Origin of the sequence: Pandoraea apista (assembly GCF_001465595.2) — a bacterium.
GTDB classification, from domain to species: Bacteria; Pseudomonadota; Gammaproteobacteria; order Burkholderiales; family Burkholderiaceae; genus Pandoraea; species Pandoraea apista.
Genome location: NZ_CP013481.2, coordinates 2,833,827 through 2,858,137, shown reverse-complemented (window position 1 = coordinate 2,858,137; position 24,311 = coordinate 2,833,827). Strand labels below are relative to the sequence as shown.

At 59.5% G+C, this 24,311-nt stretch carries 17 protein-coding genes; 12 read left to right on the top strand and 5 right to left on the bottom strand.

Going from position 1 to position 24,311, the window contains the following annotated elements; all coding sequences use genetic code 11:
• The first annotated feature begins 157 nt into the window (after positions 1 to 157).
• The 4 genes from AT395_RS13170 to AT395_RS13155 all read left to right on the top strand — a co-directional run bounded on the left by AT395_RS13170 (position 158) and on the right by AT395_RS13155 (position 7,201).
• A complete protein-coding gene (locus AT395_RS13170; protein ID WP_048629437.1) occupies positions 158 to 3,268 on the top strand; it encodes a transglycosylase domain-containing protein in 3,111 nt (1,036 codons plus the stop codon).
• A gap of 597 nt (positions 3,269 to 3,865) precedes the next feature.
• Complete coding sequence (locus AT395_RS13165) at positions 3,866 to 4,756, top strand: LysR family transcriptional regulator (RefSeq protein WP_042115932.1); 891 nt, start codon at positions 3,866 to 3,868, stop codon at positions 4,754 to 4,756.
• 404 nt (positions 4,757 to 5,160) lie between these two features.
• Positions 5,161 to 6,144 carry a DUF1852 domain-containing protein gene (locus AT395_RS13160; RefSeq protein WP_048629436.1) on the top strand — a complete coding sequence of 328 codons (984 nt, stop codon included), beginning with the start codon at positions 5,161 to 5,163 and terminating at the stop codon, positions 6,142 to 6,144.
• A 28-nt stretch (positions 6,145 to 6,172) separates the two neighbouring features.
• Positions 6,173 to 7,201 carry a methionine synthase gene (locus AT395_RS13155; RefSeq protein ID WP_048629435.1) on the top strand — a complete coding sequence of 343 codons (1,029 nt, stop codon included), beginning with the start codon at positions 6,173 to 6,175 and terminating at the stop codon, positions 7,199 to 7,201.
• 122 nt (positions 7,202 to 7,323) lie between these two features.
• On the opposite strand, the gene AT395_RS26375 is transcribed toward AT395_RS13155, so the two are convergent.
• From AT395_RS26375 to AT395_RS13145, 3 genes are all read right to left on the bottom strand, one after another.
• Positions 7,324 to 7,554: a hypothetical protein gene (locus AT395_RS26375; protein ID WP_418303961.1), complete on the bottom strand. Its 231-nt coding sequence runs from the start codon at positions 7,552 to 7,554 to the stop codon at positions 7,324 to 7,326.
• A 69-nt stretch (positions 7,555 to 7,623) separates the two neighbouring features.
• Complete coding sequence (gene feoB / locus AT395_RS13150; RefSeq protein ID WP_048629434.1) at positions 7,624 to 9,477, bottom strand: ferrous iron transporter B; 1,854 nt, start codon at positions 9,475 to 9,477, stop codon at positions 7,624 to 7,626.
• Between the two features lie 4 nt (positions 9,478 to 9,481).
• Positions 9,482 to 9,718 (bottom strand): FeoA family protein, encoded by a 237-nt coding sequence (locus tag AT395_RS13145; RefSeq protein WP_042115927.1) that lies wholly within the window; start codon positions 9,716 to 9,718, stop codon positions 9,482 to 9,484.
• A gap of 295 nt (positions 9,719 to 10,013) precedes the next feature.
• Here AT395_RS13145 and AT395_RS26370 point away from each other — a divergent pair, with 295 nt between their 5' ends.
• The 8 genes from AT395_RS26370 (at position 10,014) to AT395_RS13105 (ending at position 19,830) form a co-directional block, all read left to right on the top strand.
• Positions 10,014 to 10,391, top strand: a complete 378-nt coding sequence (locus AT395_RS26370; protein ID WP_072632832.1) for a DUF2946 domain-containing protein — start codon at positions 10,014 to 10,016, stop codon at positions 10,389 to 10,391.
• A 435-nt stretch (positions 10,392 to 10,826) separates the two neighbouring features.
• On the top strand, positions 10,827 to 11,306 hold the full coding sequence (locus tag AT395_RS13135) for a hypothetical protein (RefSeq protein ID WP_125347351.1): 480 nt from the start codon (positions 10,827 to 10,829) through the stop codon (positions 11,304 to 11,306).
• Complete coding sequence (locus AT395_RS13130) at positions 11,306 to 12,025, top strand: DUF6988 family protein (RefSeq protein WP_042115925.1); 720 nt, start codon at positions 11,306 to 11,308, stop codon at positions 12,023 to 12,025. The genes AT395_RS13135 and AT395_RS13130 overlap by 1 nt, the downstream gene beginning before the upstream one ends.
• Positions 12,026 to 12,255: 230 nt before the next feature.
• Entirely contained in the window at positions 12,256 to 12,603 is a 348-nt protein-coding gene (locus AT395_RS13125; protein ID WP_185756383.1) for a DUF2946 family protein, read from the top strand.
• Positions 12,604 to 12,680: 77 nt separating this feature from the next.
• On the top strand, positions 12,681 to 14,993 hold the full coding sequence (locus AT395_RS13120; protein ID WP_048629431.1) for a TonB-dependent receptor: 2,313 nt from the start codon (positions 12,681 to 12,683) through the stop codon (positions 14,991 to 14,993).
• 352 nt (positions 14,994 to 15,345) lie between these two features.
• The gene (locus AT395_RS13115) at positions 15,346 to 17,514 is read left to right on the top strand and encodes a TonB-dependent siderophore receptor (RefSeq protein WP_156890206.1); all 2,169 of its coding nucleotides are present in this window, start codon (positions 15,346 to 15,348) and stop codon (positions 17,512 to 17,514) included.
• A gap of 229 nt (positions 17,515 to 17,743) precedes the next feature.
• Complete coding sequence (locus AT395_RS13110; protein ID WP_048629429.1) at positions 17,744 to 18,871, top strand: aminotransferase class V-fold PLP-dependent enzyme; 1,128 nt, start codon at positions 17,744 to 17,746, stop codon at positions 18,869 to 18,871.
• A gap of 110 nt (positions 18,872 to 18,981) precedes the next feature.
• Entirely contained in the window at positions 18,982 to 19,830 is an 849-nt protein-coding gene (locus AT395_RS13105; protein ID WP_048629428.1) for a class I SAM-dependent methyltransferase, read from the top strand.
• A 60-nt stretch (positions 19,831 to 19,890) separates the two neighbouring features.
• On the opposite strand, the gene AT395_RS13100 is transcribed toward AT395_RS13105, so the two are convergent.
• Both AT395_RS13100 and uca read right to left on the bottom strand, forming a co-directional pair.
• Positions 19,891 to 20,676: a GntR family transcriptional regulator gene (locus tag AT395_RS13100; protein ID WP_042115919.1), complete on the bottom strand. Its 786-nt coding sequence runs from the start codon at positions 20,674 to 20,676 to the stop codon at positions 19,891 to 19,893.
• Positions 20,673 to 24,308, bottom strand: coding sequence for an urea carboxylase (gene uca / locus AT395_RS13095; RefSeq protein ID WP_048629427.1), 3,636 nt, complete (start codon positions 24,306 to 24,308; stop codon positions 20,673 to 20,675). Before uca ends, AT395_RS13100 begins: the two co-directional genes overlap by 4 nt.
• Positions 24,309 to 24,311 lie beyond the last annotated feature (3 nt).

The following is a 24,311-nucleotide window of genomic DNA, read 5'->3' as shown; positions in this document are numbered from 1 at the left end:
CTGTCGTATCGACGCTCGTACAGCACGTGGCTCTCATTTGCTTCCGGCAAGATTGAGAGATACGGCGACAATGCGCGGGAAACTCCGCATGGCGATTTATCAGGGAAATATGCTCGACTAATATCGGCACGGCTCGTGCCACCCGGAAGACCCCATCATGGATCGGCGTCTGGTTCAAGTACCTCTTCGCGCTCCTGCCACCACATCTTCTGTGCGGCGAATCAGGTGGCTGCTGCTCGCCGGTATTCTGATCGTCCTTGTGATTGCGGCGCTACTTCTTCGGACCGAAATCGAAACCTCTCGGCTGCAGGCGCGCTACCTGTCCGAGCTGGGACGTGACATCCATTTCGCCGTTGCCGACGGCCCAAGCGACACCGCCCGATTCCCGGTGGCCGGCGGTCCATACGACAGGCGCCTCGGCTACGCGTCCTTGCCCACCTTCGAGCGGCGTTTGGCCGACCGGGGCTTTTCCATCACGGCGCAGGTGCGCGAATCCCCCGAGATGACCTCAATGGCGGATCATGGGCTGTTTTTGCCGTACGAGGAGAAGGATCAGGCTGGGCTGCAACTGTTCGATGCAACGGGAATACCACTCTACCTCGCACGCTACCCAGAGCGGATCTACAACGGCTTCGAGGCGATTCCGCCAGTCATCGTCAATGCGTTGCTATTCATCGAGGACCGCAATCTGCTTGACGCCGATCAGCCGAACCTCAACCCGGCGATCAACTGGCGCCGTCTCAGTCGTGCGCTGTACGACCAGGGCGTGCGCATGTTCGTCAGGAACCAGCCGAGCCCAGGGGGTAGCACCCTCGCCACCCAGATCGAGAAGTTCCGTCATTCGCCCGGCGGCCGCACCGCGACGCCGACCGAAAAACTGCGGCAAATCGCGTCTGCCTCTGTGCGCGCCTATCTCGGCGGGCCGGAGACGCTACTGGCGCGCAGGCAGATCGTCGTCAGCTACCTGAACACGGTGCCGCTGGCCGCGCAGCCCGGCGTAGGCGAAATCGCGGGCATCGGCGACGGCCTCGCGATCTGGTATGGGCGCGACTTCGACGACGTGAACCGCCTGCTGTCGGCACCTGAGCATGCCGACACACTCGGTGCGCAGGCGGTCGCGTTCAAACAGGTGCTCTCACTGATCATTGCGCAGCGCGCGCCGTCATATTTCCTGCGCCGGGACAACGCCGCGCTCGAACAATTGACGGACAGCTATGTGCGGTTGCTGGCCACCAACGGGATCATCTCGACATCGCTACGCGATGCCACACTCATGGTCCATCTTGATCTGAAGCACGCGATGCCGATACATCCGGAAGCCTCGTTTGTCACGCGCAAGGCGATTAATGCGCTGCGCACAGATTTGCTAAATACACTCGGTGTGGCGAGCTTCTACGATCTCGACCGCCTCGACCTCTCCGTACACGCGACACTTGACGACCCGGTGCAACAGGCGGTTAGCGAAAGGCTTGCGCGTGCCACGACCCCAGAAGGGGCGAAGGCGGCAGGTCTGTATGGCTTCGAGATGCTGCGGCCAAAGGACGATCCGTCGCGAATCGCCTTCAGCTTCACACTGTTCGAGCGAAGCAACGGCGCGAACCTCGTGCGCGTGCAAACCGACAGCGTGAACCAGCCGTTCGATGTTAATGAGGGCGCGCGCCTGAATCTCGGTTCGACGGCCAAGCTACGCACACTGATCACGTATCTGCAAATCGTTTCAGAACTGCATGCGCGCTACGCGCCGATGAGCACGGAAGATCTGCGCCACATCAGACCCGACAGGCAGGACGTGCTGACACGCTGGGCGCTCGATTATCTGTCCCACACGTCGGATCGCTCGCTGCGCGCGATGCTCAATGCCGCCGTCGAGCGCAAGTATTCCGCGAGCACTGGCGAGACATTTTTCACGGGCGGTGGCGCTCAGACATTCACCAATTTCGACGCGACGGATAATGGCAGCATCCTCACTGTGCATCGAGCGTTCCAGCATTCGGTGAATCTGGTGTTTGTGCGCCTGATGCGCGATATCGTGCGATACGAAATGATCCAGACCGCAGGGCCGTCATCACAATGGCTCGGCGACCCGGCCGAGCGCGGGAAGTATCTTATGCGGTTTGCCGAGCAGGAAAGCCGCGTCTACGAACATCGCTTCTATGCGAAATACCATGGCATGACGCCCGACGAAGCGCTAGCGGCGCTGCTGCGTGACGTGCGCAAGTCGCCGCCGAAGATTGCGACGGTCTTGCGCAGCGTTGCCCCCGACGCATCCGAGACGTGGTTCGACGCGCAGATGCGCGCCGCCCTGAAGGGCACGCCAGCAACATGGCTGACGCCCGAGGATCTCGCGAAGCTCTACGCGAAGTACGGTATCGACAGATTCAACCTGAACGATCGAGGTTATATCGCAAGCGTGCATCCGCTCGAACTTTGGACGGTCAACTACCTGCGCGATCATCCTGATGCGACGGAAGCGGACGTGCAAACCGCCAGCCGCGATGCGCGCGTGACGGCGTATTCGTGGCTCTTCAAAACACGGTATCACGCGACGCAAGATAGCCGGATCAGGCACATGGTGGAGTTACAGGCGTATGAGGAAATCGGCGCATCGTGGCGCGCGCTCGGTTATCCGTTTGCGGCGATCACGCCTTCGTATGCTGCGGCGATTGGCGCTTCGGGTGACCGGCCCGCTGCGCTTGCGCAATTGATCGGGATCGTCGCGGGGGAGGGCGTGGCGGTGCCAGCCCGGAGCCTCACCACGCTCGAATTCGCGCAGAACACGCCCTACGAGACGCATTTTGCGTACGCGCCCGCGGGCGGGCAGGCGGTGCTGTCGCCCGAGATCGTCGAGGTGGTGCACGGATTGTTGCGCGACGTCGTCCTCGGCGGCACAGCTAAGCGGTTGGCAGACGGCGTTCCAATCTCTAACGGTCGCGTGCTGGGTGTCTACGGCAAGACGGGGACTGGCGATCAGCGCTTCAACGTATTCTCGCGGGAGCATCGACTGATCGAGTCACGCAAGGTTAATCGGACGGCGACCTTCGTTTTCGGGATTGGCAATCGATTTTTTGGCGCGCTCACCGCCTATGTGCACGCGCCGTATGCGGCACGCTACGACTTTACGAGTGCGATGGCGGTGCAATTGTTGAAGTCCCTGGCTCCGGTACTTCAGCCGTTGCTTGACACGGATGCGGCACAGGTTTCAAACCGATCTCTCGATGGATTCAGAGGGAATACGGTGGTGGCGGGCGCGAGGTCGGTGCAACAGTAGCCGAATGTGACCGCTATAGTTAGCGGAGACGGCTGGGACATATGGTCACAATGATATTTAACATAATATAGATTATGCGAATGACAGGTGCCAATTTGAAGTGTTGCGCTAGCGCTGGTTTTTGCTCGGAATGCGAGCAACACCTCACGCATGATTCGGCACCATTTGATGATTGCTCAAATGCCGTACCGGTACCTGTCGTCCTTCGGCTGATTTCGCGCGCGCGTCCCGATACTGCTGCCGAAGCATTGGCTAACCAGTACAACAAAGCTTGCTTCACACCCGCGCAGTGGTTCGCCTGAATCAGTTTCCCGGCGACGGCGACCCTAGACAATGGGCACGCGCTGGTTTCGGTATCGTGGTGGCATGCCACTTTTCATATCTAAATCGATTCATCAGACACCTCTTCCCGGCGAGCATTCTCGCCTAAATAAACGTCCGGAGGGATTGGACGACTCACAATCTGATGGATCTCATAGCAGACGATCCCCCTCTTTCCCCCTCTTCCAACATCCTCGAATTGACAAAACGTCAGTGCACGGAGTGATCACGTAGAATGGAGAAATCCGCCATAAACATGAATTTCACTCATTTATCATGCTTGATCGCATCCATTTGTCCATCGTGCAGGAGGTGGAAAAGCAAGGTTCGCTGACCGCCGCCGCTGGCGTCCTGCACGTCACGCAGTCGGCGTTAAGCCACAGCATGAAGAAGCTGGAACAGCAACTCGGCACGGACATTTGGCTGCGCGAAGGTCGGAGCCTTCGCCTGACCCAGGCCGGGCAATACCTGCTTGCGGTGGCCAACCGCGTGTTGCCGCAGTTGAACCTGGCGGAGGAACGGTTACAGCAGTTCGCCCAAGGTGAGCGCGGCACCCTGCGCATCGGCATGGAGTGCCACCCTTGTTACCAGTGGTTGTTGAAAGTCGTGTCGCCGTATCTGGCCGCGTGGCCGGACGTGGACGTAGACGTCAAGCAGAAATTCCAGTTCGGTGGTATCGGCGCGCTGTTCGGTTATGAGATCGACCTGCTGGTCACCCCCGATCCGCTGGACAAGCCGGGCCTGATATTCGAACCGGTCTTCGACTACGAGCAAGTCCTCGTCGTTGCCGGCAACCATAAGCTCGCCAAAGAGGCATACATCAAGCCCAAGCAGCTCGCCGATGAGGTGCTGGTGACATATCCGGTGCCGATCGACCGTCTGGATATCTACGCCATGTTTCTCGCGCCCGCTGGCATTACGCCCAGGCGCCATAAGGCGATAGAAACCACCGACATCATGCTGCAGATGATTGCCAGCGGCCGTGGCGTGGGAGCACTGCCGCGCTGGTTAGTGCTGGAGTACGCAGACAAGATGGATGTCGTGCCGGTCCGGCTGGGCAAGAATGGCATCGCGAAGCACATCTACCTGGGCGCTCGCGAAGCAGATATGGACACCGAATATCTACGCGCATTCATCGACCAGGCAAAAAAGCCCACTGCCGCCTGATGCCGAGTCTTTGTTGCATCCATGAACGCTGTTCATAGGGACATGAAAACTGTCCGCTCACAAGCACGCAACCACCACGGATAACGCACGCCAGCCAAGGCAACCGTCTGGCCCCACCGTGCGTCATCCGACGCACACTTCCTTTCCGCATTTGCCGCCGTTCTTCATCGGACGTGGGCGCTTCTGCGCGCAAACCACCCGTCCCCTACCCCCACATGAATGAAACTAATGGTTTTATTAGATCAATTCACTTTTTTTCATTCATCGACCCACATAGAATCCGCCTTGGAAATCGCCGACTTGATGGCCATTGAGTCACACGTCAGCGAATACGTTCGAGAAGTGCTGAAAGCAGCAGGCAGTAGGCGCAGGTCCTGCCTTGGAAATTTGGGTGCCAAATCACAATGAGTAAAGATTTCACATTTGCCATCAAGAGCATTTGTTTCGACGAAGACTATCGCCCATCGGAAAACACGCGAATCACGACAAACTTTGCCAATCTGGCACGCGGGCAGAGTCGCCAGGAGAACCTGCGCAACACCTTCCAGATGGTCGACAATCGATTCAATGCCTTGGCGCATTGGGACAACCCCAAAGGTGATCGCTACTCCGTGAAGCTCGAGATCATCTCCGTTGAAATGACGGTCGACGGTGAGGATGGCAGCAATGGTCTCCCGTTGATCGAAATGCTCAAGACCAACATTCTCGATCGCAAGACGGGCGAGAATGTTGCCGGCATCGTGGGGAACAATTTTTCCTCTTACGTTCGGGATTACGACTTCAGCGTTCTGCTACTCGAGCACAACAAGAATCAACCCGAGTTCAGCGTTCCCGCCGATTTCGGAGACCTGCACGGCAAGCTGTTCAAGAGCTTCGTCAACTCGAGCGCATACCGTGAAAATTTTAAGAAGCCGCCTGTCATCTGTCTGAGTGTTTCGAGCAGCAAGACCTATCACCGGACGGCAAATCAACACCCGGTGCTGGGCGTCGAATACCTGCAGGATGAATACTCCCTGACCGATGAGTACTTCCAGAAGATGGGGCTGAAGGTGCGCTATTTCATGCCTCCCAATAGCGTTGCGCCTCTGGCGTTCTATTTTTCTGGCGATCTGCTCGGCGACTATACGAGTCTCGAGCTGATCGGCACCATCAGTACGATGGACACCTTCCAAAAAATCTACCGCCCGGAGATTTACAACGCGAATTCCGCAGCCGGGGAATCCTATCGGCCGAGCCTCAAGCATCAGGACTATTCGCTGACACGAATTGTCTATGATCGTGAAGAACGCAGCCGGCTGGCTATCGAGCAGGGGAAGTTTGTCGAGGAGCACTTCATCAAGCCGTACCGGACTGTGCTTGATCAGTGGTCCGCCAATTACGCTATTTGATTCATCAGAAAATACAAGGTCATCCGCCGTGAAAAAATTGTTGCCGACATCGACCGCAGGAAGCTTGCCGAAACCGTCTTGGCTGGCAGAGCCGGAGAAATTGTGGTCGCCCTGGAAGCTGCAGGATGAAGCGTTGGTCGAGGGCAAGCGCGATGCATTACGCCTGTCGCTGCAAGAACAACAGCATGCAGGTATTGATATCGTCAGCGATGGCGAGCAGACCCGCCAACACTTCGTGACCACGTTTATCGAGCACCTCAGTGGTGTCGATTTCGTGAACCGCAAGACCGTTCGGATTCGTGATCGCTACGATGCGAGCGTGCCGACGGTCGTGGACGCCGTGGCCCGTCAGAAGCCGGTTTTCGTTGAAGATGCGAAGTTTCTGCGTCAACAAACCAAGCAACCCATCAAATGGGCGCTGCCTGGTCCAATGACGATGATCGACACGCTATATGACGATCATTACAAGAGCCGTGAAAAGCTGGCCTGGGAATTCGCGAAGATTCTCAATCAGGAAGCCAAGGAGCTCGAAGCCGCCGGTGTCGATATCATCCAGTTCGATGAGCCGGCTTTCAATGTCTTCTTCGATGAGGTGAATGAGTGGGGTGTTGCCACGTTGGAGCGCGCCATCGAAGGTCTCAAGTGCGAAACCGCCGTGCACATCTGCTACGGCTATGGCATTCAGGCCAACAACGATTGGAAGAAGACGCTGGGGTCGGAGTGGCGGCAGTATGAAGAGGCGTTCCCGAAGCTGCAAAAGTCCAGCATTGGCATGGTTTCGCTGGAGTGCCACAACTCCCATGTCCCGATGGATCTGATTGAGCTGATTCGCGGTAAGAAGGTGATGGTCGGCGCCATCGATGTGGCCTCTCACACGGTTGAAACGCCTGAGGAAGTCGCCAACACCTTGCGCAAGGCGCTCCAGTTTGTCGACGCAGACAAGCTCTACCCGTGCACAAACTGCGGCATGGCTCCGCTGTCCCGTGCGCTTGCCCGGGGCAAGCTGAGTGCGCTGAGCGCCGGCGCGGAAATCGTTCGACAAGAACTCGCCAAGTAATGCCGAGTTAAAACGAGAGTAGATGCCCGGGCCGCCCAAGCGGCCCGGGCATCTAACGGGACCGAAGATTGTCTTCGGTTCACGGCACTAAGCACTCAGTATTTTCAGCATCTCTCGTGTTTTCAACTTACTTTCGACTTGCCTCTATGTAGACGAACAGGTGCCACTTGCCCGGGATTCGCACATTGCGATGACGAACAAGTCCCACACCCGGTTGCGCACCCGGAAACAACGGGAATCCTGTTGCGCCACCGGCCCGGCACCGCGATACCTCGCCTGACAAGCTCGTCAAGAAAGCGCTGTATCACCGCACGCGTCGCTTGCGGAAAGAAATGCCTGATGACAGCCACCATACTTGTCGTGACGATTGCCCCGATGACGACGTACTGAATGGTATGTGACATAGCAACAGTTCCTTGACTTCAAAGCAGCCACAGCGCAAGACGAAACGTGACGAACGACACGAAATAAGCAAGACCGAACATATAGCCGAAGGAAATCAACACGTAGCGCCAGGACTGCGTTTCACGCCGGATCACCGCAAGCGTCGACATACACTGCGGCGCGAAGGCAAACCATGCAAGTAGCGAAAGCGCCGTGGCTATGGGGAAATTCGATGACAGTGCGGCCGCCAGCCCAGCCGAGTCATCGGCACCACCCGCCACCGAATAAACGGTCGCGAGCGCGGTGACCGCAGTTTCGCGCGCAGCGAATGCAGGCACCAGAGAAATGCTGATTTGCCAGTTGAAGCCCAACGGCGCAAAGATGACTTCGAGCGCACGTCCGATGTAGCCCGCAAACGAATAGTCGATGGCAGGCCCGGTGGCGCCAGCGGGCGCCGACGGGAACGTCGAGATGAACCACATGAGCACCGTCAGCGCAAGGATCACCCCGGTGAGACGCCGCACAAAGATCCAGCCGCGCTCCCAGAGGCCAAGCGCCAGATTCCGCGCCTTCGGCATGCGATACGACGGCAACTCCATAAGTAGCGGCGGTTGTGAGCGCGTTCCGCGCAAGCGCTTGGAGATCCAACCGACCGCCATGGCGCCCAGTATCCCTGCGGCATACATTGCGAAAAGCACCAGCCCCGGAAGTTTGAACACCCCCAACACTGGCTTATCCGGAATAAACGCGCCAATCAGCAAGGCATAGACGGGCAAGCGTGCCGAACACGTCATCAACGGCGCAACGAGAATCGTCGTGAGCCTCTGGCGAGGGTCGGCAATGCTGCGCGTGCCCATGATGCCGGGAATCGCACAGGCGAAGCTCGACAGCAACGGGATGAACGAGCGACCGGTCAAACCGACCTTCACCATCATGCGATCGAGCAAGAATGCGGCGCGAGGCAGATAGCCTGACTCTTCAAGCACGAGGATAAAGAAAAAGAGCACCAATATTTCGGGGAGAAAACCCAGCACGGTGCCCAGACCGCCAAAGATGCCGTCAACGATCAGACTGCGCAGTGGCCCCTCGGGCAGCCATACGCCGGCCTGCTCCCCCAACCAGCCAAAGCTGTCGCCGATGGCATCCGTCATGGGCTTGCCGATGAAATACACGGCCTGGAAGATCAGGAACATCACGGCCGTGAGCACGATCATCCCGAGCACGGGATGTAGTGCGATACGGTCCAGGTGTTCGTCGAGCGTGTCGGCGGCCGCCGGCAAGCTAACGGAGCCGGCCATGATGCGCCGTACCTCTTCATGCAGGTCGCCATGGGCTCGCCGCCCTTCTTCGCGCCTGGCATGCTCGGCACCGCCCGAAACAGAGACGTCGTCCAGTATGTCGACGAGCGCGCGTACACCGGTACGCGCAATCGCCACAGTCTCAACGACGGGAATGCCCAACTCACGCGACAACGCCGGCACGTCCACATCGATACCGCGGCGCCGGGCAGCATCCATCATATTCAACGCCAGTACCGTCGGGCGTCCCAGCGAAAGCACTTCAAGGACGAATCGCAAATGCAAGCGCAGATTGGTCGCATCCACCACGCAAACGATCAGCTCGGGCACCGCCTCGCCAACGTAAATGCCGTAAAGGACATCGTGCGTAACCTTCTCATCCAGACTGGTGGCAGAAAGACTGTAAGTGCCGGGCAGGTCGAGAACACGAATGGTTTTTCCCTTAGGCGAAACGAATGCCCCCTCCTTCCTCTCCACCGTAACACCGGCGTAGTTGGCAACTTTCTGGCGCGCCCCGGTCAACTGATTAAAAAGTGCGGTTTTGCCGCAATTGGGGTTGCCGACAAGGGCAATTCTCATACTTGTTGACACCATCGCACTACCCTTGTTGGACCTGAACACGTGCCGCCTCGTCGCGCCTGAGAGCGAACCGGGTCGCGCCTACCTGGACAACCATCGGGTTTCCGCCCCATGGGGCCAGTGCCACAACGCGCACGGGCTCGCCCGCAACGAAACCCAATTCGCGAAGACGATGCGCGACCGCATCCGGGTTCGTGACATCGGCGACGCTAGTCACCGTCGCAGTACTGCCCTTTCTCAACTCCGACAACTGCATGGCTAGCTAAAACGTAAATGATAATGATTTGCAGTATAAGCAGTCGGCCGCGCATCCCCAAGACGTGCCTGTGAAGGTGCCTGTGAAATCGATCGCTGAATTGACGACCACGCGCCCTCCTGGGCCCAGCCCCGCAGGGGCGGCATGGTCGACAACTGGCGAAACCCTGCGTCGAAATGTCGCAGCCTCAAATACCCAAACGCAGACGGATAACTCGTAAATTTGCGTCTTGCGCGTCGTCATGCGCCGCGACGCCGTAACTTCTCCCTAATTCTCCCTACTTCGCCCGTCTCGCATGCTCCGTTTGCGGCACCGCCGTCTTTTCGCCTGGCTTGGCCTCGTCGCCATGGCCTTGGTGCTCATTGCACCAAGTGTCAGCCAATGGCGACAGGCACAGCGTGCGTTGCTCGACGATGCCCTGGCGTCAGCGATATGCGTTGCGAGTGATTCGCAAACGTCCGCACACGGCCGATCGCATGACCACGGACTGTTGTCTCAGGCCTGTGGATATTGCTCGGTTGCCGCACATCTGTCGCCGGCACCTGGCGTTTCGGGGCCGGTATCTCCCTTGCGCGTTTTGCTTGCGCGCACGCGCGTATCCCTACTAGAGACGCGCCGCACCGAAGCATTCCCGCCGTCCCCCCTACCGAGAGCTCCCCCTCGTTTCGCTTGAACGACCGCCCCTGCTTCCCGGTCCCTGCCCCTTGGGCGCCGGGTGTTCTGGTTGCTTCTCGAAACGCTCATGAATTCGACACCAAGCCCCCTTCTGCGGCGCTGCACTCGCGCGCGCGCGTATGGCTGCGCAGCGCCCTCGCTCCCCTCCCCGAGCTGTGACACAAGCGGCACCCCGGGCCTTTCGGAACTGCGTGACATCGGCTTTCGTCATGTTGGTCACTGGGCACTGTCCGGCAATCAATTGCGATTGACGTTGCACGAAAGTACCGAGCATCGCAACGTGATGTATGCCTTTGTCGAAGAGGACAAAGTGCATTACGTCGGGAAGACAGCCATGCCTTTGGAAGGACGTCTATATCTGTACCGGCGAGCGTGTCTGACGTCGTCACGCGAAGCACGTTGTCACGAGCAGCTTGTCGCGCGACTTCGGCAAGTGCCGAGCATCGACATCTACGTCTTCACAGGGGAACCTCAACCCTTGCACGGCGCGTTCTCGATCAATCTCATCGATGGATTGATGGATAGCATTGTTCGCGCACTGATGCCTGCCTGGAACAGCGCTTCATTTGAGGCAGCCGGCAAGGCCACGGACCGTCAGTCGGTGCGCATTGCGCTGATGCTTCGCGCGTCCTGTCGGGACAACGGATTCTTCAATATTCCGGCGGGCGACCTGAATCGCCACTTCGGCCCGAACGGTCAGCGAGTGAAAATTTGGATCGGGGATGAGACAGAGCCACTGGCGTCCGTCGTCAATCGCACGTCGAACCTGAGCGGTGCTTGCCGATTCTACGGAGGTGCAAGGCTCAAGCGCTGGTTTCACGGCATGCCGGCAGGGACTTACCTGCAACTGGATGTCCTCTCTCCGGATCAACTCCACCTGACGCACGCCGCTGAAATGCTGGAGGTGCGGTGATGCCACGCAACGATGAACTGAAATCGACCGTCGGCGCGATTTCCGGCGCCCGTTGGCTGGTCCCCCAGCCGCTTCACGACGAGCTATCGCTCGCGGAGGACTGGGTCGCACAACGCGAAGGCCTGCTGCAGGCGATCGACTTGCGAGCCACGGCGCGCAAACGTGTCTTCGGCACCTTCCAGTTGCTGTCTCTGGAACACTTCGAGGGCGTGTTGGCGCTCGTGTCCGAAGCGGCCTACGCCCCGGCGTGCTCCATCTACAAAGCCCAGTTCGATGCTTTTACCCGAGGCGCGTGGTATCGGAGATGCGCCACCGACGCTCAGGTCCTCGGCTTTCTCCGCGCCGAACAGCGCCCACCGCCCTCGACGGCGATTGCACGTGATCTCGGCGAGAGCGGTCTTTGGGGAGACCGCGCAACGAAGTCGGCCATGATGGCGTTTCACACGAACTTGTGTGACGTGAGCCACGGCGGGCGTCAAGAGGTGCTCACCCGCATCAAGGCCGACCGGTTCGACGACGCCCATCTGCTGCCCAACATTGCAAAACTGGTTCGCTCGGCGGCTTATCTCTCGTTGCTCGCCTGCCGCGAGATCGTCGACAGCGGGAAAAACGAACGTCAGATGATCCGTTTGCGCAACGCGTTCGAGGCGTTGTATCGACCGGCGCCCAAGCGCCAGTCGAGACGCTCGCCGTCAGCACTTGCGGAGGCGTTGGCATGAGCGCCTACACGCTACCGCGTCGACTAAGGCGCATTCGGTTTTCCTATAAAAACGGCAGCGTCCTGACGTTCATCGATCAACACGTTTTGCCGACTTACGTGATACGATCCGGGCAAAATTTTCGATCCGGCGGCCCTGCGTGACTGACTTCGTCATACAAAATGCTCACTCGCTCACACAAACGCTTCAGCGCATGGCTTGGCTTAACCGCCATGTGCCTGGCGCTTTGCGTGCCCATTGTGAGTCAGTGGCTGGCGGCGCATCGCACAGGCGTATCTCAAATCGACGCCACGTTGTGTTCGATCGCCGGTTTGACGCCGTCGCTGGTGCAGGATCTGACTTCGGATACTTCGCACGCAAGTCATCATCAGACGCAAACGACTGACCACGGCCTGCACGGCGACGTCTGCGGCTACTGCTCTCTGCTCGCAAACCATCCGCCGCTCGCGACGCCGCCGCAGACGACTCGCGCGTCGTTTGTCTGGATTGCCCGTGCCGGGCCTGCTGTCGTCTCGCCAGTCCCCGCACTCGCGCCCGCCTATATTCCGCCCGTTCGGGCGCCGCCGTACTTTTCCTGATGCCCCTTGTGTCCCGCCAGCCATTGCCCAGCAATGGACTGACGGCATTCATTCGTCCATCGCAGTCAGGAAACCTCATGTTTCACCCTTTCACGCGCAAGACGCTGCTGGCCCTCGCGCTGGCCGCCATGTTGCCGGCCTATGTTCAAGCCGCAGATAACAACGATCCGCTCACGACCGCATCCACGGTCGAACTCGCTCCGACGTCCGTGACCGCCTCTTCGGATCGCACGCCCAAGCGCGTGCTCGACCCGAATCTTCCGTCCTCCAGCGCGACCGTCACTGCGAATCAGTTGCAGTATCAGAACGTTGAAACGACCGAAGACGCGCTGCGTTATGTCCCAGGCATGGCCATACGGCGCCGGTTCATTGGCGACCTGAATTCGACCATCGCAGTGCGCGGCACGAGCAACTCACAAACGGCGCGCGGCCTTGTCTACGCCGACGGCTTGCTGCTGAGCAACTTCCTCGGCAACACCTGGACCTTCGCACCGCGCTGGTCGATGGTGTTTCCTGAAGAAATCGATCAGGTCGATGTCGTGTACGGGCCGTTCTCTGCACTGTATCCGGGCAACTCGATCGGCGCGACGGTGCTCATCACGACGCGAATGCCCGACAAGTTCGTAACAGACGCAAAGATCCAGGGTTTCACGCAGCACTTCGACCTGTTCGGCGTGAATCGCAGCTTCAACGGCAGCAACGTGAGCGCGAGCGTTGGGGACAAGTTCGGCGACCTGTCGCTGCTCGTGGGGGTCGACCATATGGAGAACACGGGGCAACCGCTCCAGTTCTACACAGCGTCGCAATCGAAGACCCCGGCCAAGGCCACCGACACGGTCGTGAGCGGTGCCTACAACTATCGCGACCAGAACGGCGCGCCAGGCGTTGTGATGGGGGTGAACGGCGAAGGTATCGAGCGTGTCACGCAGGATCAGCTCAAGCTCAAGGCCACCTACGACTTCACACCCACGCTGCAAGGCGGCTTCAGCTTTGGCTACTGGCATCAGAACTACAACAGTCAGACGAGTACGTTCCTTCGCGACGCGAACGGCAACCCCGTGTACTCGGGGTCGGTCAACATCAACGGCTATCAATACGTCATTCCTGCATCGGCCTTCGCGCCGAGCCAGGGGATGAGCGAGAACATGCTCTACGGCCTCTCGCTGAAGACCCGGAACAAGACCGGCTGGAACTGGGAAGCGATCGCCTCCTATTTCGACATCTCCCAGAGTGAGGCACGCACGGCCAATTCCGGCGCACCGGGCAACGGACCGGGCACGGTGACGTATGGAGACGGCACTGGCTGGAAGTCGATCGATCTGCGCAGTACTTACACACCCGCTCAGGTGGGCGCGGGTGCGCACTGGCTGGCGTTCGGCTATCACTTCGACACCTACTTCCTCGATAACCGAACGTTCAACACGACGGCATGGGTCGACGGCAACGGGACGTCGCTCGCGAACGCATTTGGCGGGAACACGCTAACACAGGCGCTCTACGCGCAGGACACCTGGCAGTTCCTTCCCCGATGGAAGCTCACTACCGGCCTGCGTTACGAGGACTGGCGCGCCTATTCGGGGGCGCGCACGCTCGGCGGGGTGACGGTGCCATACGCAGGATCATCGGACAGCCACTTCTCGCCCAAACTTTCACTGTCGTTCGCGGCCACTCAGGATCTGACGCTGCGTGCATCGATTGCGCGGGCGTACCGCTTCCCGACCGTCTCCGAGCTGTTCCAGGGCTCGGTTACCGGAACGAACATCGTCAACAACAACCCGGGACTTCGCCCTGAAGACGATCTTGCCAAGGAGTTGAGCGCCGAATGGCAACTGGAGGCGGGCAAAGTCCGGGTCTCGCTGTTCCAGGATGACGTGAAAAACACGATCTTCAGCCAGACGAACACGACCGTTTTCCCAAATGTCACGAACTTCCAGAACATCGACAAAGTGCGCTCCCGCGGTATCGATACCGCCTTCGATGGCCAGGACGTCATCTTCCAGGGGCTCGACATTGGGGCAGGCGTGACTTACACGCAGTCGAAGATCATGGCCAACACGAACAATCCGGCATCTGTTGGTAAGTATTTCTACCGGATACCCCTGTGGCGCGCGAATCTCGTGGCGACCTACCGCTTCGACGCGAAGACGGCCGTGACCGGTGCGGTTCGTTACTCGGGCCGCCAGTACAACACACTGACCAACACCGATAACAATCCGAATACCTTTGGGGGCACCAGCACTTACACCGTCGTCGATGCAAAGTTCACCTACAAACCGACGGCGCGCACGCAAGTCGGCATTGGTGTGGACAATCTTTTCGACACGCGCTACTTCGTCTATCACCCGTACGCTGGCCGCACCTTCTTCATCGAAGGCAAGTTCGCGATCTGACGCCGGGCGCGAGGAGGCCAAAAAGTAGGGAAACGCTTCATAGTCAAGCACGGGCGACCCCGTCGAATGCTGCTGGCCGCCATCGCACCTTGTAGCGCTGGCATTTTCTGCGCCGGATGGTTCGTCGTGGCATGACTCATGATGCTTGCCGTCACGGGCACTGCCGGCGCGTTTCAACCGCAAATCGAAGTCGCTGGTAGCGCCCGCAGGCCCTGAACACGGGACGGTTCCAGGAGCGCCTGATCGCGCATTGCCCAAAAAATATGCATAGGTATGCGACAAATTGCCGCCTTTGTCGTAGCGGGCGCTCCCAGTAGCCTCGGGGTTCAATAAAAAGTTCCCGGGGGATTGCGTGGAAAAATCAAGAACAGCTTCTTCCGCAGCACTGCTTGCCGTGCAGTCGACGGTGGCGTGCTCGATGGCTGCGGGCTACATTGGCGCGGCCACGGCTGACGACGCCGTACCCCTTGCGCCGACCGAAGTCAGTGCGGCGCGCTACAACGCCTACGTCGTGGAATCCAGCAGCGTTGCGACGCGCACAGATACGCCGATCGAGAACATCCCGCAATCGATCATCACGGTGCCGCGCGCCATGATCGAAGATCAGGGTTCTAAAACGATCTCCGATGCACTGCGCAACGTCAGCAACGTGAATGCCATCGATTCGCGCGACGCCAACAATACCGTGTTCAACATTCGCGGATTTCATTCCGGCACGGTGGTCGACGGTGTCGCGATGAAAGGCAACTTTACGGATCAGGAGAGTCTTGTGAATGTTGACCGTATCGACGTCATCAAAGGGCCGGCGGGCGCGCTTTTTGGCGCGCAGGGCGTGGGTGCCTACGATACGGCCGGAGGCACGATTGCGATCACCACACTGGAACCGACGACACTTGAGGCTGTGCGGAAAATCGGTTTCAAAGCGGGGGCCTACGGTGAGAAAGGTCTGGACTTCGACGTCAACCAGCCGCTGAATTCCGCGTGGGCGTTCCGGATGACGGGGGAAGCGTCGAACAGCGACAGTGAAACGGATCGAGTCTTCTTCAGAAAGCGAGCCCTGTTCCCGAGTCTGTCCTGGACGCCGAACGCCGATACCAAAGTCGTGCTAAGAGCCCGCTATCTCGATACCAGCACGCTCGACTACAGCGGGTTACCGGTAAACGGTACGCTAAACACATCGATATTCACGCTGCCAAGGCAGACCAACATTGCGGCCGCCGGGTTGCCGAATACGACCAACACGTCGAAGGGTCTCAATTTGCAGTGGACCCAGCAACTGACAGAGGCCTGGAGTTTCTCGCTGTTGAGCGCCTACAACGAAGTGCGGCTCGATCAGCGAGGGACCTGGCTGGTGGACTCGGCTAGCCCGATGGGCTGTGGCGACTTCGGAAGCGCGACACCCTTTAACAACACCATGTGCGGCGTGCGAATGTGGGCGCGCCTGAAGACCACCACCCTCTCGCCAAGCCTCACTGGCAAGTTCACGACAGGCGCGTTGAAGCACACGTTGAATCTCGGGGTGGATTACGAGTACACGCGCGACGACGAATTCATGGCCTACTCGAACATGCTTGGGCCTGTCTCGTCTGACAACGTGAACCTGACCAACCCCGTGTATCCGGCCTGGTCAGAACCCGTTGCTCCGTCAACGCCGGATCAGCAAAACCGTTACATCTCGACGGTTGCCTATTTGCAAGATCAGATCGATGTGGGCCGCTGGCACTTCCTGGGTAGCGTTCGTTATTCCGACATCAGAATTACCGACAACAACTACGCTTACGGCATCTACAACGTCACTAGCCATTCAAAGGTTTCACCGCGCGTTGGCGCCGTCTACGAAATCACGCCGAAAATATCGGCCTTCGCCGGTTATGGCGAAGGCATCAGAGTCCCGGCGTTCTATCTATTCTCATCGCCGCCGAAGCCGGAGGAGTACACCCAAAAGGAAATCGGACTGCGTCTCAAGGATCTTGGCGGTATTACGGCTACCGTGGCCCTCTTCGATCTGAACCGCGAAAATGTTGCGGTGGCCGATCCCGCCAACGCAGGCTATTACATTCAGGCAGGCAAGCAACGCTCACGAGGCATTGACGCCGACGTGCGGTGGCAGGCGACGCCGGCGTGGACGTGGATAGTGGCGTACTCTCAGCAGACTGCCAAAATTGTTGACGATGGCAACACCGCGTTGGTCGATAAACAATTATTCAACGTTCCCAAGCAAACGCTTCGACTGGCAACGCGATACGATATCCGCACAGGGGCGCTTGCCGGACTCGGTTTGGGTCTTGGGTTGACGTTCAACTCGGCGCTACCGGGCAACTCGGCCAACACGTTCTTCACACCGGCGAGCACAGTGTGGGACGCACAGGCGTCTTACACAATTGGAAAAGCGCGCTACGGGCTGAATATCTTTAATCTCACGAACAAGAAGTACTTCGTGCCGTCCAACTACTTTCTGGGCGGCCAGGTCATTCCGGCGCTGCCGAGAACAGTAACGGTCACTGCCGCATTTTCGTTCTGACCGTTCATTGCGCCGTTTAACGACAGTTTCCGGAATGAATGTCTGAACGTGCATGGGTCCCTGTCATCGGACGACGCAGAAATTTGACCGTCGAGCTTTGACATCACCGCGCCCCCCCTTCAGCGAGGGCAGCGCCATGAATGACAATGGTGCGCTGCATCCATTGCCCGACTCTCCAGCGAGTAGAATCTGGTCTAGATATTTCACTCTTCCATTTTCGGAGGCGGATGTGCCCGGATTACTTCCTGATGTCGATCACGAGGGGCTCCTCGAATATTCGGTCGTGTACACCGATCGTTCCATCAACCATATGTCGCAGCGCTTTCAGGGTGTCATGCGCGATATTTCCGGTGTCCTGAAGCAGGTATACAACGCCAGATCGGTCGCTATCGTTCCGGGTAGCGGAACTTTCGGGATGGAAGCCGTTGCCCGCCAGTTCGCAACAAACAAGAAATGTCTGGTCATTCGTAATGGATGGTTCAGCTTCCGCTGGTCGCAGATTTTCGAGATGGGCAATATTCCGTCCGAATCGATCGTGTTGAAAGCGCGTCCGGTCGAGCAAGGCAGACAAGCGGCATATGCTCCGGCACCGATCGAGGAAGTCGTCGCTGCCATCCGGGAGCACAAGCCGGATCTGGTCTTTGCCCCGCATGTCGAAACCGCATCCGGCATGATGCTGCCCGACACCTACCTACGCGCGGTGGCCGACGCAGTGCACGCTGTCGGCGGTATGTTCGTCCTCGATTGCATCGCCTCCGGTACGGTCTGGGTCGATATGCAGGCCTGTGGCGTCGATATCCTGATCAGCGCACCGCAAAAGGGCTGGAGTGCGTCGCCCTGCTGTGCAATGGTCATGTTCAGCCCGCTCGCACGCGAGAGAATCGAGTCCACCACGAGCACCAGCTTCGCCTGCGATCTCCGCCAGTGGCTCCAGATCATGGAAGCCTATGAGAAAGGCGGCTTTGCCTATCACGCCACCATGCCGACCGACAGCCTCACGACATTGCGCGACGTAATGAAGGAGACCGAGGCCTACGGCTTCGACAAGGTTCGGGCGGAACAGATCGAGCTCGGACAGCGCGTCCGCTCGCTGCTGGCAGCCAAAGGTTTCAGAAGTCTTGCCGCGAAAGGATTCGAGGCACCGGGTGTAGTGGTCTGCTACACGGATGACGATGGCATACGTTCCGGGAAGAAGTTCGTCGATGTCGGCTTGCAGATCGCGGCCGGCGTTCCGCTTCGCGTCGACGAACCGGACGACTTCAAGACCTTCCGAATCGGACTGTTCGGTCTGGATAAACTGCATGACGTCGAAGGCGCGGTGAACCGGCTCGCCAAGGCACTGGACAGCATTTCGTGATACGCGTTTCCCGCAAATTCTCGCGAGTGCGTTTCGGGTCGAGTCCGTTCCTTTTCGGTAAACTGCCGGTATTCGGGACACATTGCGCCCCGCTGCTTACTTAGTCTCACATGTCGAATACCCACGAAATCCGTCCTGGCCAGTCCGTCGAGCTACTCAAGGAATTACACATCCTGACCCGCGACGGCAAGATGAATCAGGACAGCCGGCGAAAGCTCAAACAGGTCTATCACCTGTTCCAGTTCATCGAGCCGCTATTGCAGGAAGTCAAGACCGAAAGCGGTCGCGTGACGCTGGCAGACCATGGCGCAGGCAAATCGTATCTGGGCTTCATCCTCTACGATCTGTTCTTCAAGGCGCTGGCCGACGACTCGCATATCTTCGGCATCGAAACCCGCGAAGAACTGGTCAAGTCCTCTCAAGGGCTGGCCGCGCGACTGGGCTTTCCCGGCATGTCGTTCCTGAATCTGTCCGTGGCAGACTCGATCACGTCACCCGAACTGCCGGAAACGATCGACGTCGTTACGGCGCTGCACGCCTGCAACACGGCCACTGACGACGCTATCCGCTTCGCGCTGGCCAAAAAAGCACGCCACATCGTGCTGGTTCCGTGCTGTCAGGCCGAAGTGGCCGGTGTATTGCGCAAGCACAAGGGCAAGCTGCTCGCAGGCAATCCGCTGACCGAGATCTGGCGGCATCCGCTACACACGCGCGAGTTTGGCAGTCAGGTCACCAATGTCCTGCGCTGCCTGCAGTTGGAAGCCCACGGCTACCACGTCACCGTCACCGAGCTGGTGGGTTGGGAACACTCGATGAAGAACGAACTGATCATCGCGCAGTACAAGAACCTGCCCCGCCGCCGCCCCGCGGAACGACTTGAAACCGTGCTGGAATCGCTCGGGCTGGAAGAATTGCGCGAACGTTTTTCCACCACACTGGTGCCAGAGACGCAAGCGTAAGGTCACGCACCGCCCCGCCGCTCCCAGGCAACCGGAAGCCGCCATTTCAGGCGGCTTCTTTCATTTCAATGGCGCCGGGAAGTTGCCCGAAACGAGATCGTGTCTCGCCAGCGAGTCGAATCGCTCCCGCGCCGAGTGAAGCATGTGCAACGTGATCTGCTTGACCTCCGCCTGACTCTGCCGGATATGCGCCTCGATTCGTGCTTGTGCGAGGCCCACATCCCGGGCTTGAATCGCGTCGAGAATCGCCGCGTGTTCTTCGTATGTCGCCAGCACACGCGGTGCCTTCGTGAAGTCCAAACGCCGGATGATCCGGATTCGCTCTGTCACATCGAAATGCATCCTGACCATCTCCAGATTTCCGGTGGCCGCGATCAGTCCGGCATGAAACGCTTCGTCCAATGCCGCCACCTTCGCCGGCTCGGGCTCGCGCTGTGCCGGCGCCACGCACCATATCTCGCGTAGCGGCGTCAACGCACCGCAGGCATGCTCCCTGACCAGACGAGCGATGGCGGCGGACTCCATCATGATGCGGATCTCGTAAAGGTCTTCGAAGTACTTGAAGTCGAACTCCCGCACCTGCCATCCGCTCTTGAAGTGAACTTCGACGTAGCCCTCGCGTTGCAGCCAGAACAATGCCTGCCGGACAGGTGTGCGGCTCACCTGCATTCGGCTCGCCACATCGCCCTCGCTGAACCGGTCGCCCGGCAGCAGGCGGAAGTCGAAGATGTCCGCCTTGAGTCTGGCGTAGATATGGGCAGCCAGCGATCCGGCGCTACTGGCCGGGCCGCGTTCCGGCGAATGCGTGTCGGCCGGCTCGACGATGGCGATGGCAGCGGTCTTCATACCAGCGACACCAGCGGATCTCCCGCACTGATCATCATTCCCGGCCGGCAATGAAACGACCCGACCACGCCGTCATGCGGTGCTGCAATTTGAAATTCCATCTTCATCGCTTCCAGAATTAACAACGGGTCGCCCGCGCTGACCTTCTCGCCCTGCTTTGCCAGCAGCTTCCAAACGTTCCCCGTAATATCCGCCGCTACGACGGTGCCCTGAATCTCGATCGGCGCGCCAGGCTCGCGGTCCTCCTGTGCGCCCTCGCCTGCCGACGCCTCCGCCACCCAGCGCTCGACCTCGGCGTCGAACGCTTGCTTCTGCGCTGCTTTGAACGACGCCATCTCGCCCGAGATACGATCCAGAAACGCGTTGTACTCGCCCAGATCGAAGACTTCCTCCTCGATACGCACGCTCTGCCGCCCTTCCCGGAAGTCTCGCCGTAGCGTGTCGAGCTCGGCCTCCGTTACCGGATAGAAGCGCACCTGATCGAAGAAGCGCAGCAACCACGGCTTGCCGTCGACGAACGCCTCGTTCTTGAGAAACTTGTTCCAGATCGGCAACGTGCGACCGACCAACTGATACCCTCCGGGCGAATCCATGCCGTAAATACACATGTAGACACCGCCGATGCCCACCGTTCCCTCCGCGGTGTAGGTCCGTGCGGGGTTGTACTTGGAAGTCAGCAATCGGTGACGCGGATCGACCGGTACCGCGCACGGTGCCCCGAGGTACACATCGCCCAAACCCAGCACCATGTAACTCGCGGCGAAAACGGTGTCCTGCACCGCCTGCGCAGAGTCCAACCCATTGATCCGCCGGATGAACTCCGTATTGCTCGGCAACCACGGCGCCTTGTCGCGGACCGACTGGCGATACCGCGCAACCGCATCGAGCGTGGCGGAATCCTCATACGCCATTGGCAGATAGACCACGCGGCTGGGCACCTGCATCGTGCGAATGTCGCACAATCCGTCGTCCGCAGCCGCAATGATCTCGACCAGCGTGCGCTGTGATATCACGCGGCTGTCAAAGCGCACCTGCAATGAGCGCACGCCGGGTGAAAGCTCCAGCACGCCCTCGATAGCCTGCGACCGCAACGCCTCCATCAACGCATGAATACGAAAGCGCAAATTCAGATCCAGTACGTTCTCGCCATATTCCACGAGCACATGTTTGTCACCGGCCTGCCGCACGACCGCCTTCGGCCGCTCGCCTCGTGCGGGTGCCGCGTGGAGGATCGGCGTGGCCTCGGGGAATGTTCGATATAGGCGCTCCGGTTCATGCAATTGGCCCGATTCGGCCGGTGCTTGCACCAGCGCAGCATTCCAATTGGCAAGCAAGGCGTCCTGAGCGCGTTCTAGCGCGAGCGCATCGTCGAAGGAGATCGGCCGGAAACGTATCTTGTCGCCGGGCTTGACCTGCCCGACCTTCCACAGCTCCGCCTTCGCAATCGTGACGGGGCAGACAAATCCGCCGAGACTCGGGCCGTCTCGTGTCAGGATCACCGGCATGTCGCCGGTGAAATTGATGCTGCCGATCGCGTATTCGCAATCGTGAATATTCGACGGATGCAAACCGGCCTCGCCGCCGTCTGCGCGGGTCCACTCGGGCTTGGGCCCGTTCAGGCGAATACCCAGCCGGTTCGAGTTGTAATGCACTTCCCACTCGGCCGCGAAGAACGTGTCGATGGACGCTTGCGTAAAGAAATCCGGCGCGCCGTGCGGGCCATAGAGCACGCCGATGTCCCATGTCTTGCCGTACCTGGGAATCAGCGCTTCGGGCAATGCCATCGGCGCATGCGCCGGCGCAAGATCCTGCGTTGCAGGCAATGTCACGTCGGCAATGGGCAAGACGTCAGATGCGCGCAAGGTCCGCCCTGCATGCCCCCCGAATTGTCCCAATGCGAACGTGGCGCGGCTGCCGAGGTAGACGGGGACGTCGAATCCATGACGGACGGCGAGGTAAGTCCGGCATCCGTCTCGTGCCTTGCCCATGCGCAGCGTCTGCCCGGCCTTGACGTGAATCGGAGACCAGAACGGCACCGGCGCCGCATCGAGTTCGGCGTCTGCCGGTGCACCCGTCAACGCAATCGTGGCGTCGGCCCAGAAGCGCAACGTCGGCCCCAGGACCGTTGCCTCGATACCTGCTGCGTGCGGAGCGTTGCCGACGATCCGATTGGCCACGCGAAACGCCCAGTCGTCCATCGGCCCCGACGGCGGCAGGCCGATATCCCAGTAACCCACGCGGCCCGGATAGTCCTGAATCGTTGTGTAAGTACCGGGGTCAAGCACTTCGACGGCATTCGGCGCATAGGGAAAAGTGTCGAGCGCCCGCGTCGAAACATCCCCGGCAGCGAATGCTTCCGCGCCCACAACCGCGCGCAGGTAGTCGAGATTGGTCGCAATACCGCCAAGCCGCACGCGTGCCAGTGCGTCCCGAAGACGGGCGATGGCCGCCTTCCGGTCGTCGCCGAAAACAATGACCTTGGCGATCATCGGGTCGTAGTGCGCCGACACCTCCGTTCCCGTTTCGACCCAGGTATCGACACGCACCTCTGCCGGAAACTCGACCTGCGTGAGCACGCCCGGACTAGGCACGAAGTTGCGTAATGGGTTCTCGGCGTAGACCCGAACCTCGATGCTGGCGCCGTGGCCGGTCACGTCCCGATCGAGTGCCGGCGGCTCGCCGGCCGCGGTGCGAATCATCCACTCGACGAGATCTACCCCCGTCACGGCCTCGGTAATCGCGTGCTCCACTTGCAAACGCGTATTGACTTCGAGGAAGTAGAACGCTTGCCTGGCAGCGTCGTAAATGAACTCGACCGTGCCTGCCGACCGGTAGTTGACCGACTGTCCCAGCCGACGGGCCGCTGCCAGCAGTTGTTCGCGCACTTGAGGAGGCAAGTTGGGTGCCGGGGTCTCCTCCACAACCTTCTGATGACGGCGTTGCAGCGAACAGTCGCGTTCGCCCAGCGTAATGACGTTGCCTTGTCCATCGCCGAAAATCTGGACTTCAATGTGCCGCGCACGATCCACGAAGCGCTCGACAAAGACACCGGCATTCGCGAAGAACGACTTCCCCAGTCGCTGCACAGACGCGAAAGCCGTAACAAGCGCCGCTTCGTCGTTACAGCGCGTAAGACCGATACCCCCGCCCCCCGCCGTGCTCTTGAGCATGACGGGATACCCGATAACAGCGGCCGCCGATCGCGCAGCGTCAACGTCGGCGAGCAATCCCGAGCCCGGCGTCAGCGGCACGCCAGCGAGTTCGGCAAGCTCGCGGGCCGCGTGCTTGAGCCCGAACTGCTCCATCTGTTCGGGCGTCGGGCCGACGAATGCGATGCCCTGCGCCTCGCATTGCGCTGCAAATTCAGCGTTCTCCGACAAAAAACCATATCCGGGGATGATGGCCTGCGCACCGGTCGCTTTCGCTGCGGCAATGATGAGATCCGTACGCAAATAGCTCTCGGCGGGCGAATTTCCGCCCAATGGCACGGCCACATCGGCTGCGCCGACATGAAGGCTATTGCGGTCGGCGTCGGAATACACCGCAACGCTGCGAATGTCCATGCGACGCAACGTGCGCGCAATACGACAAGCGATCTCGCCACGGTTGGCGATCAGAACGGTATCGAACATAGG

Excerpts from the sequence above, each read along its gene's own strand:
- AT395_RS13170 (WP_048629437.1), top strand. The coding sequence starts at position 158 with ATGGATCGGCGTCTGGTTCAAGTACCTCTTCGCGCTCCTGCCACCACA.
- AT395_RS13165 (WP_042115932.1), top strand. The coding sequence starts at position 3,866 with ATGCTTGATCGCATCCATTTGTCCATCGTGCAGGAGGTGGAAAAGCAA.
- AT395_RS13160 (WP_048629436.1), top strand. The coding sequence starts at position 5,161 with ATGAGTAAAGATTTCACATTTGCCATCAAGAGCATTTGTTTCGACGAA.
- AT395_RS26375 (WP_418303961.1), bottom strand. The coding sequence starts at position 7,554 with ATGGTGGCTGTCATCAGGCATTTCTTTCCGCAAGCGACGCGTGCGGTG.
- feoB (WP_048629434.1), bottom strand. The coding sequence starts at position 9,477 with ATGGTGTCAACAAGTATGAGAATTGCCCTTGTCGGCAACCCCAATTGC.
- AT395_RS13145 (WP_042115927.1), bottom strand. The coding sequence starts at position 9,718 with ATGCAGTTGTCGGAGTTGAGAAAGGGCAGTACTGCGACGGTGACTAGC.
- AT395_RS26370 (WP_072632832.1), top strand. The coding sequence starts at position 10,014 with ATGCTCCGTTTGCGGCACCGCCGTCTTTTCGCCTGGCTTGGCCTCGTC.
- AT395_RS13130 (WP_042115925.1), top strand. The coding sequence starts at position 11,306 with ATGCCACGCAACGATGAACTGAAATCGACCGTCGGCGCGATTTCCGGC.
- AT395_RS13120 (WP_048629431.1), top strand. The coding sequence starts at position 12,681 with ATGTTTCACCCTTTCACGCGCAAGACGCTGCTGGCCCTCGCGCTGGCC.
- AT395_RS13105 (WP_048629428.1), top strand. The coding sequence starts at position 18,982 with ATGTCGAATACCCACGAAATCCGTCCTGGCCAGTCCGTCGAGCTACTC.
- AT395_RS13100 (WP_042115919.1), bottom strand. The coding sequence starts at position 20,676 with ATGAAGACCGCTGCCATCGCCATCGTCGAGCCGGCCGACACGCATTCG.
- uca (WP_048629427.1), bottom strand. The coding sequence starts at position 24,308 with ATGTTCGATACCGTTCTGATCGCCAACCGTGGCGAGATCGCTTGTCGT.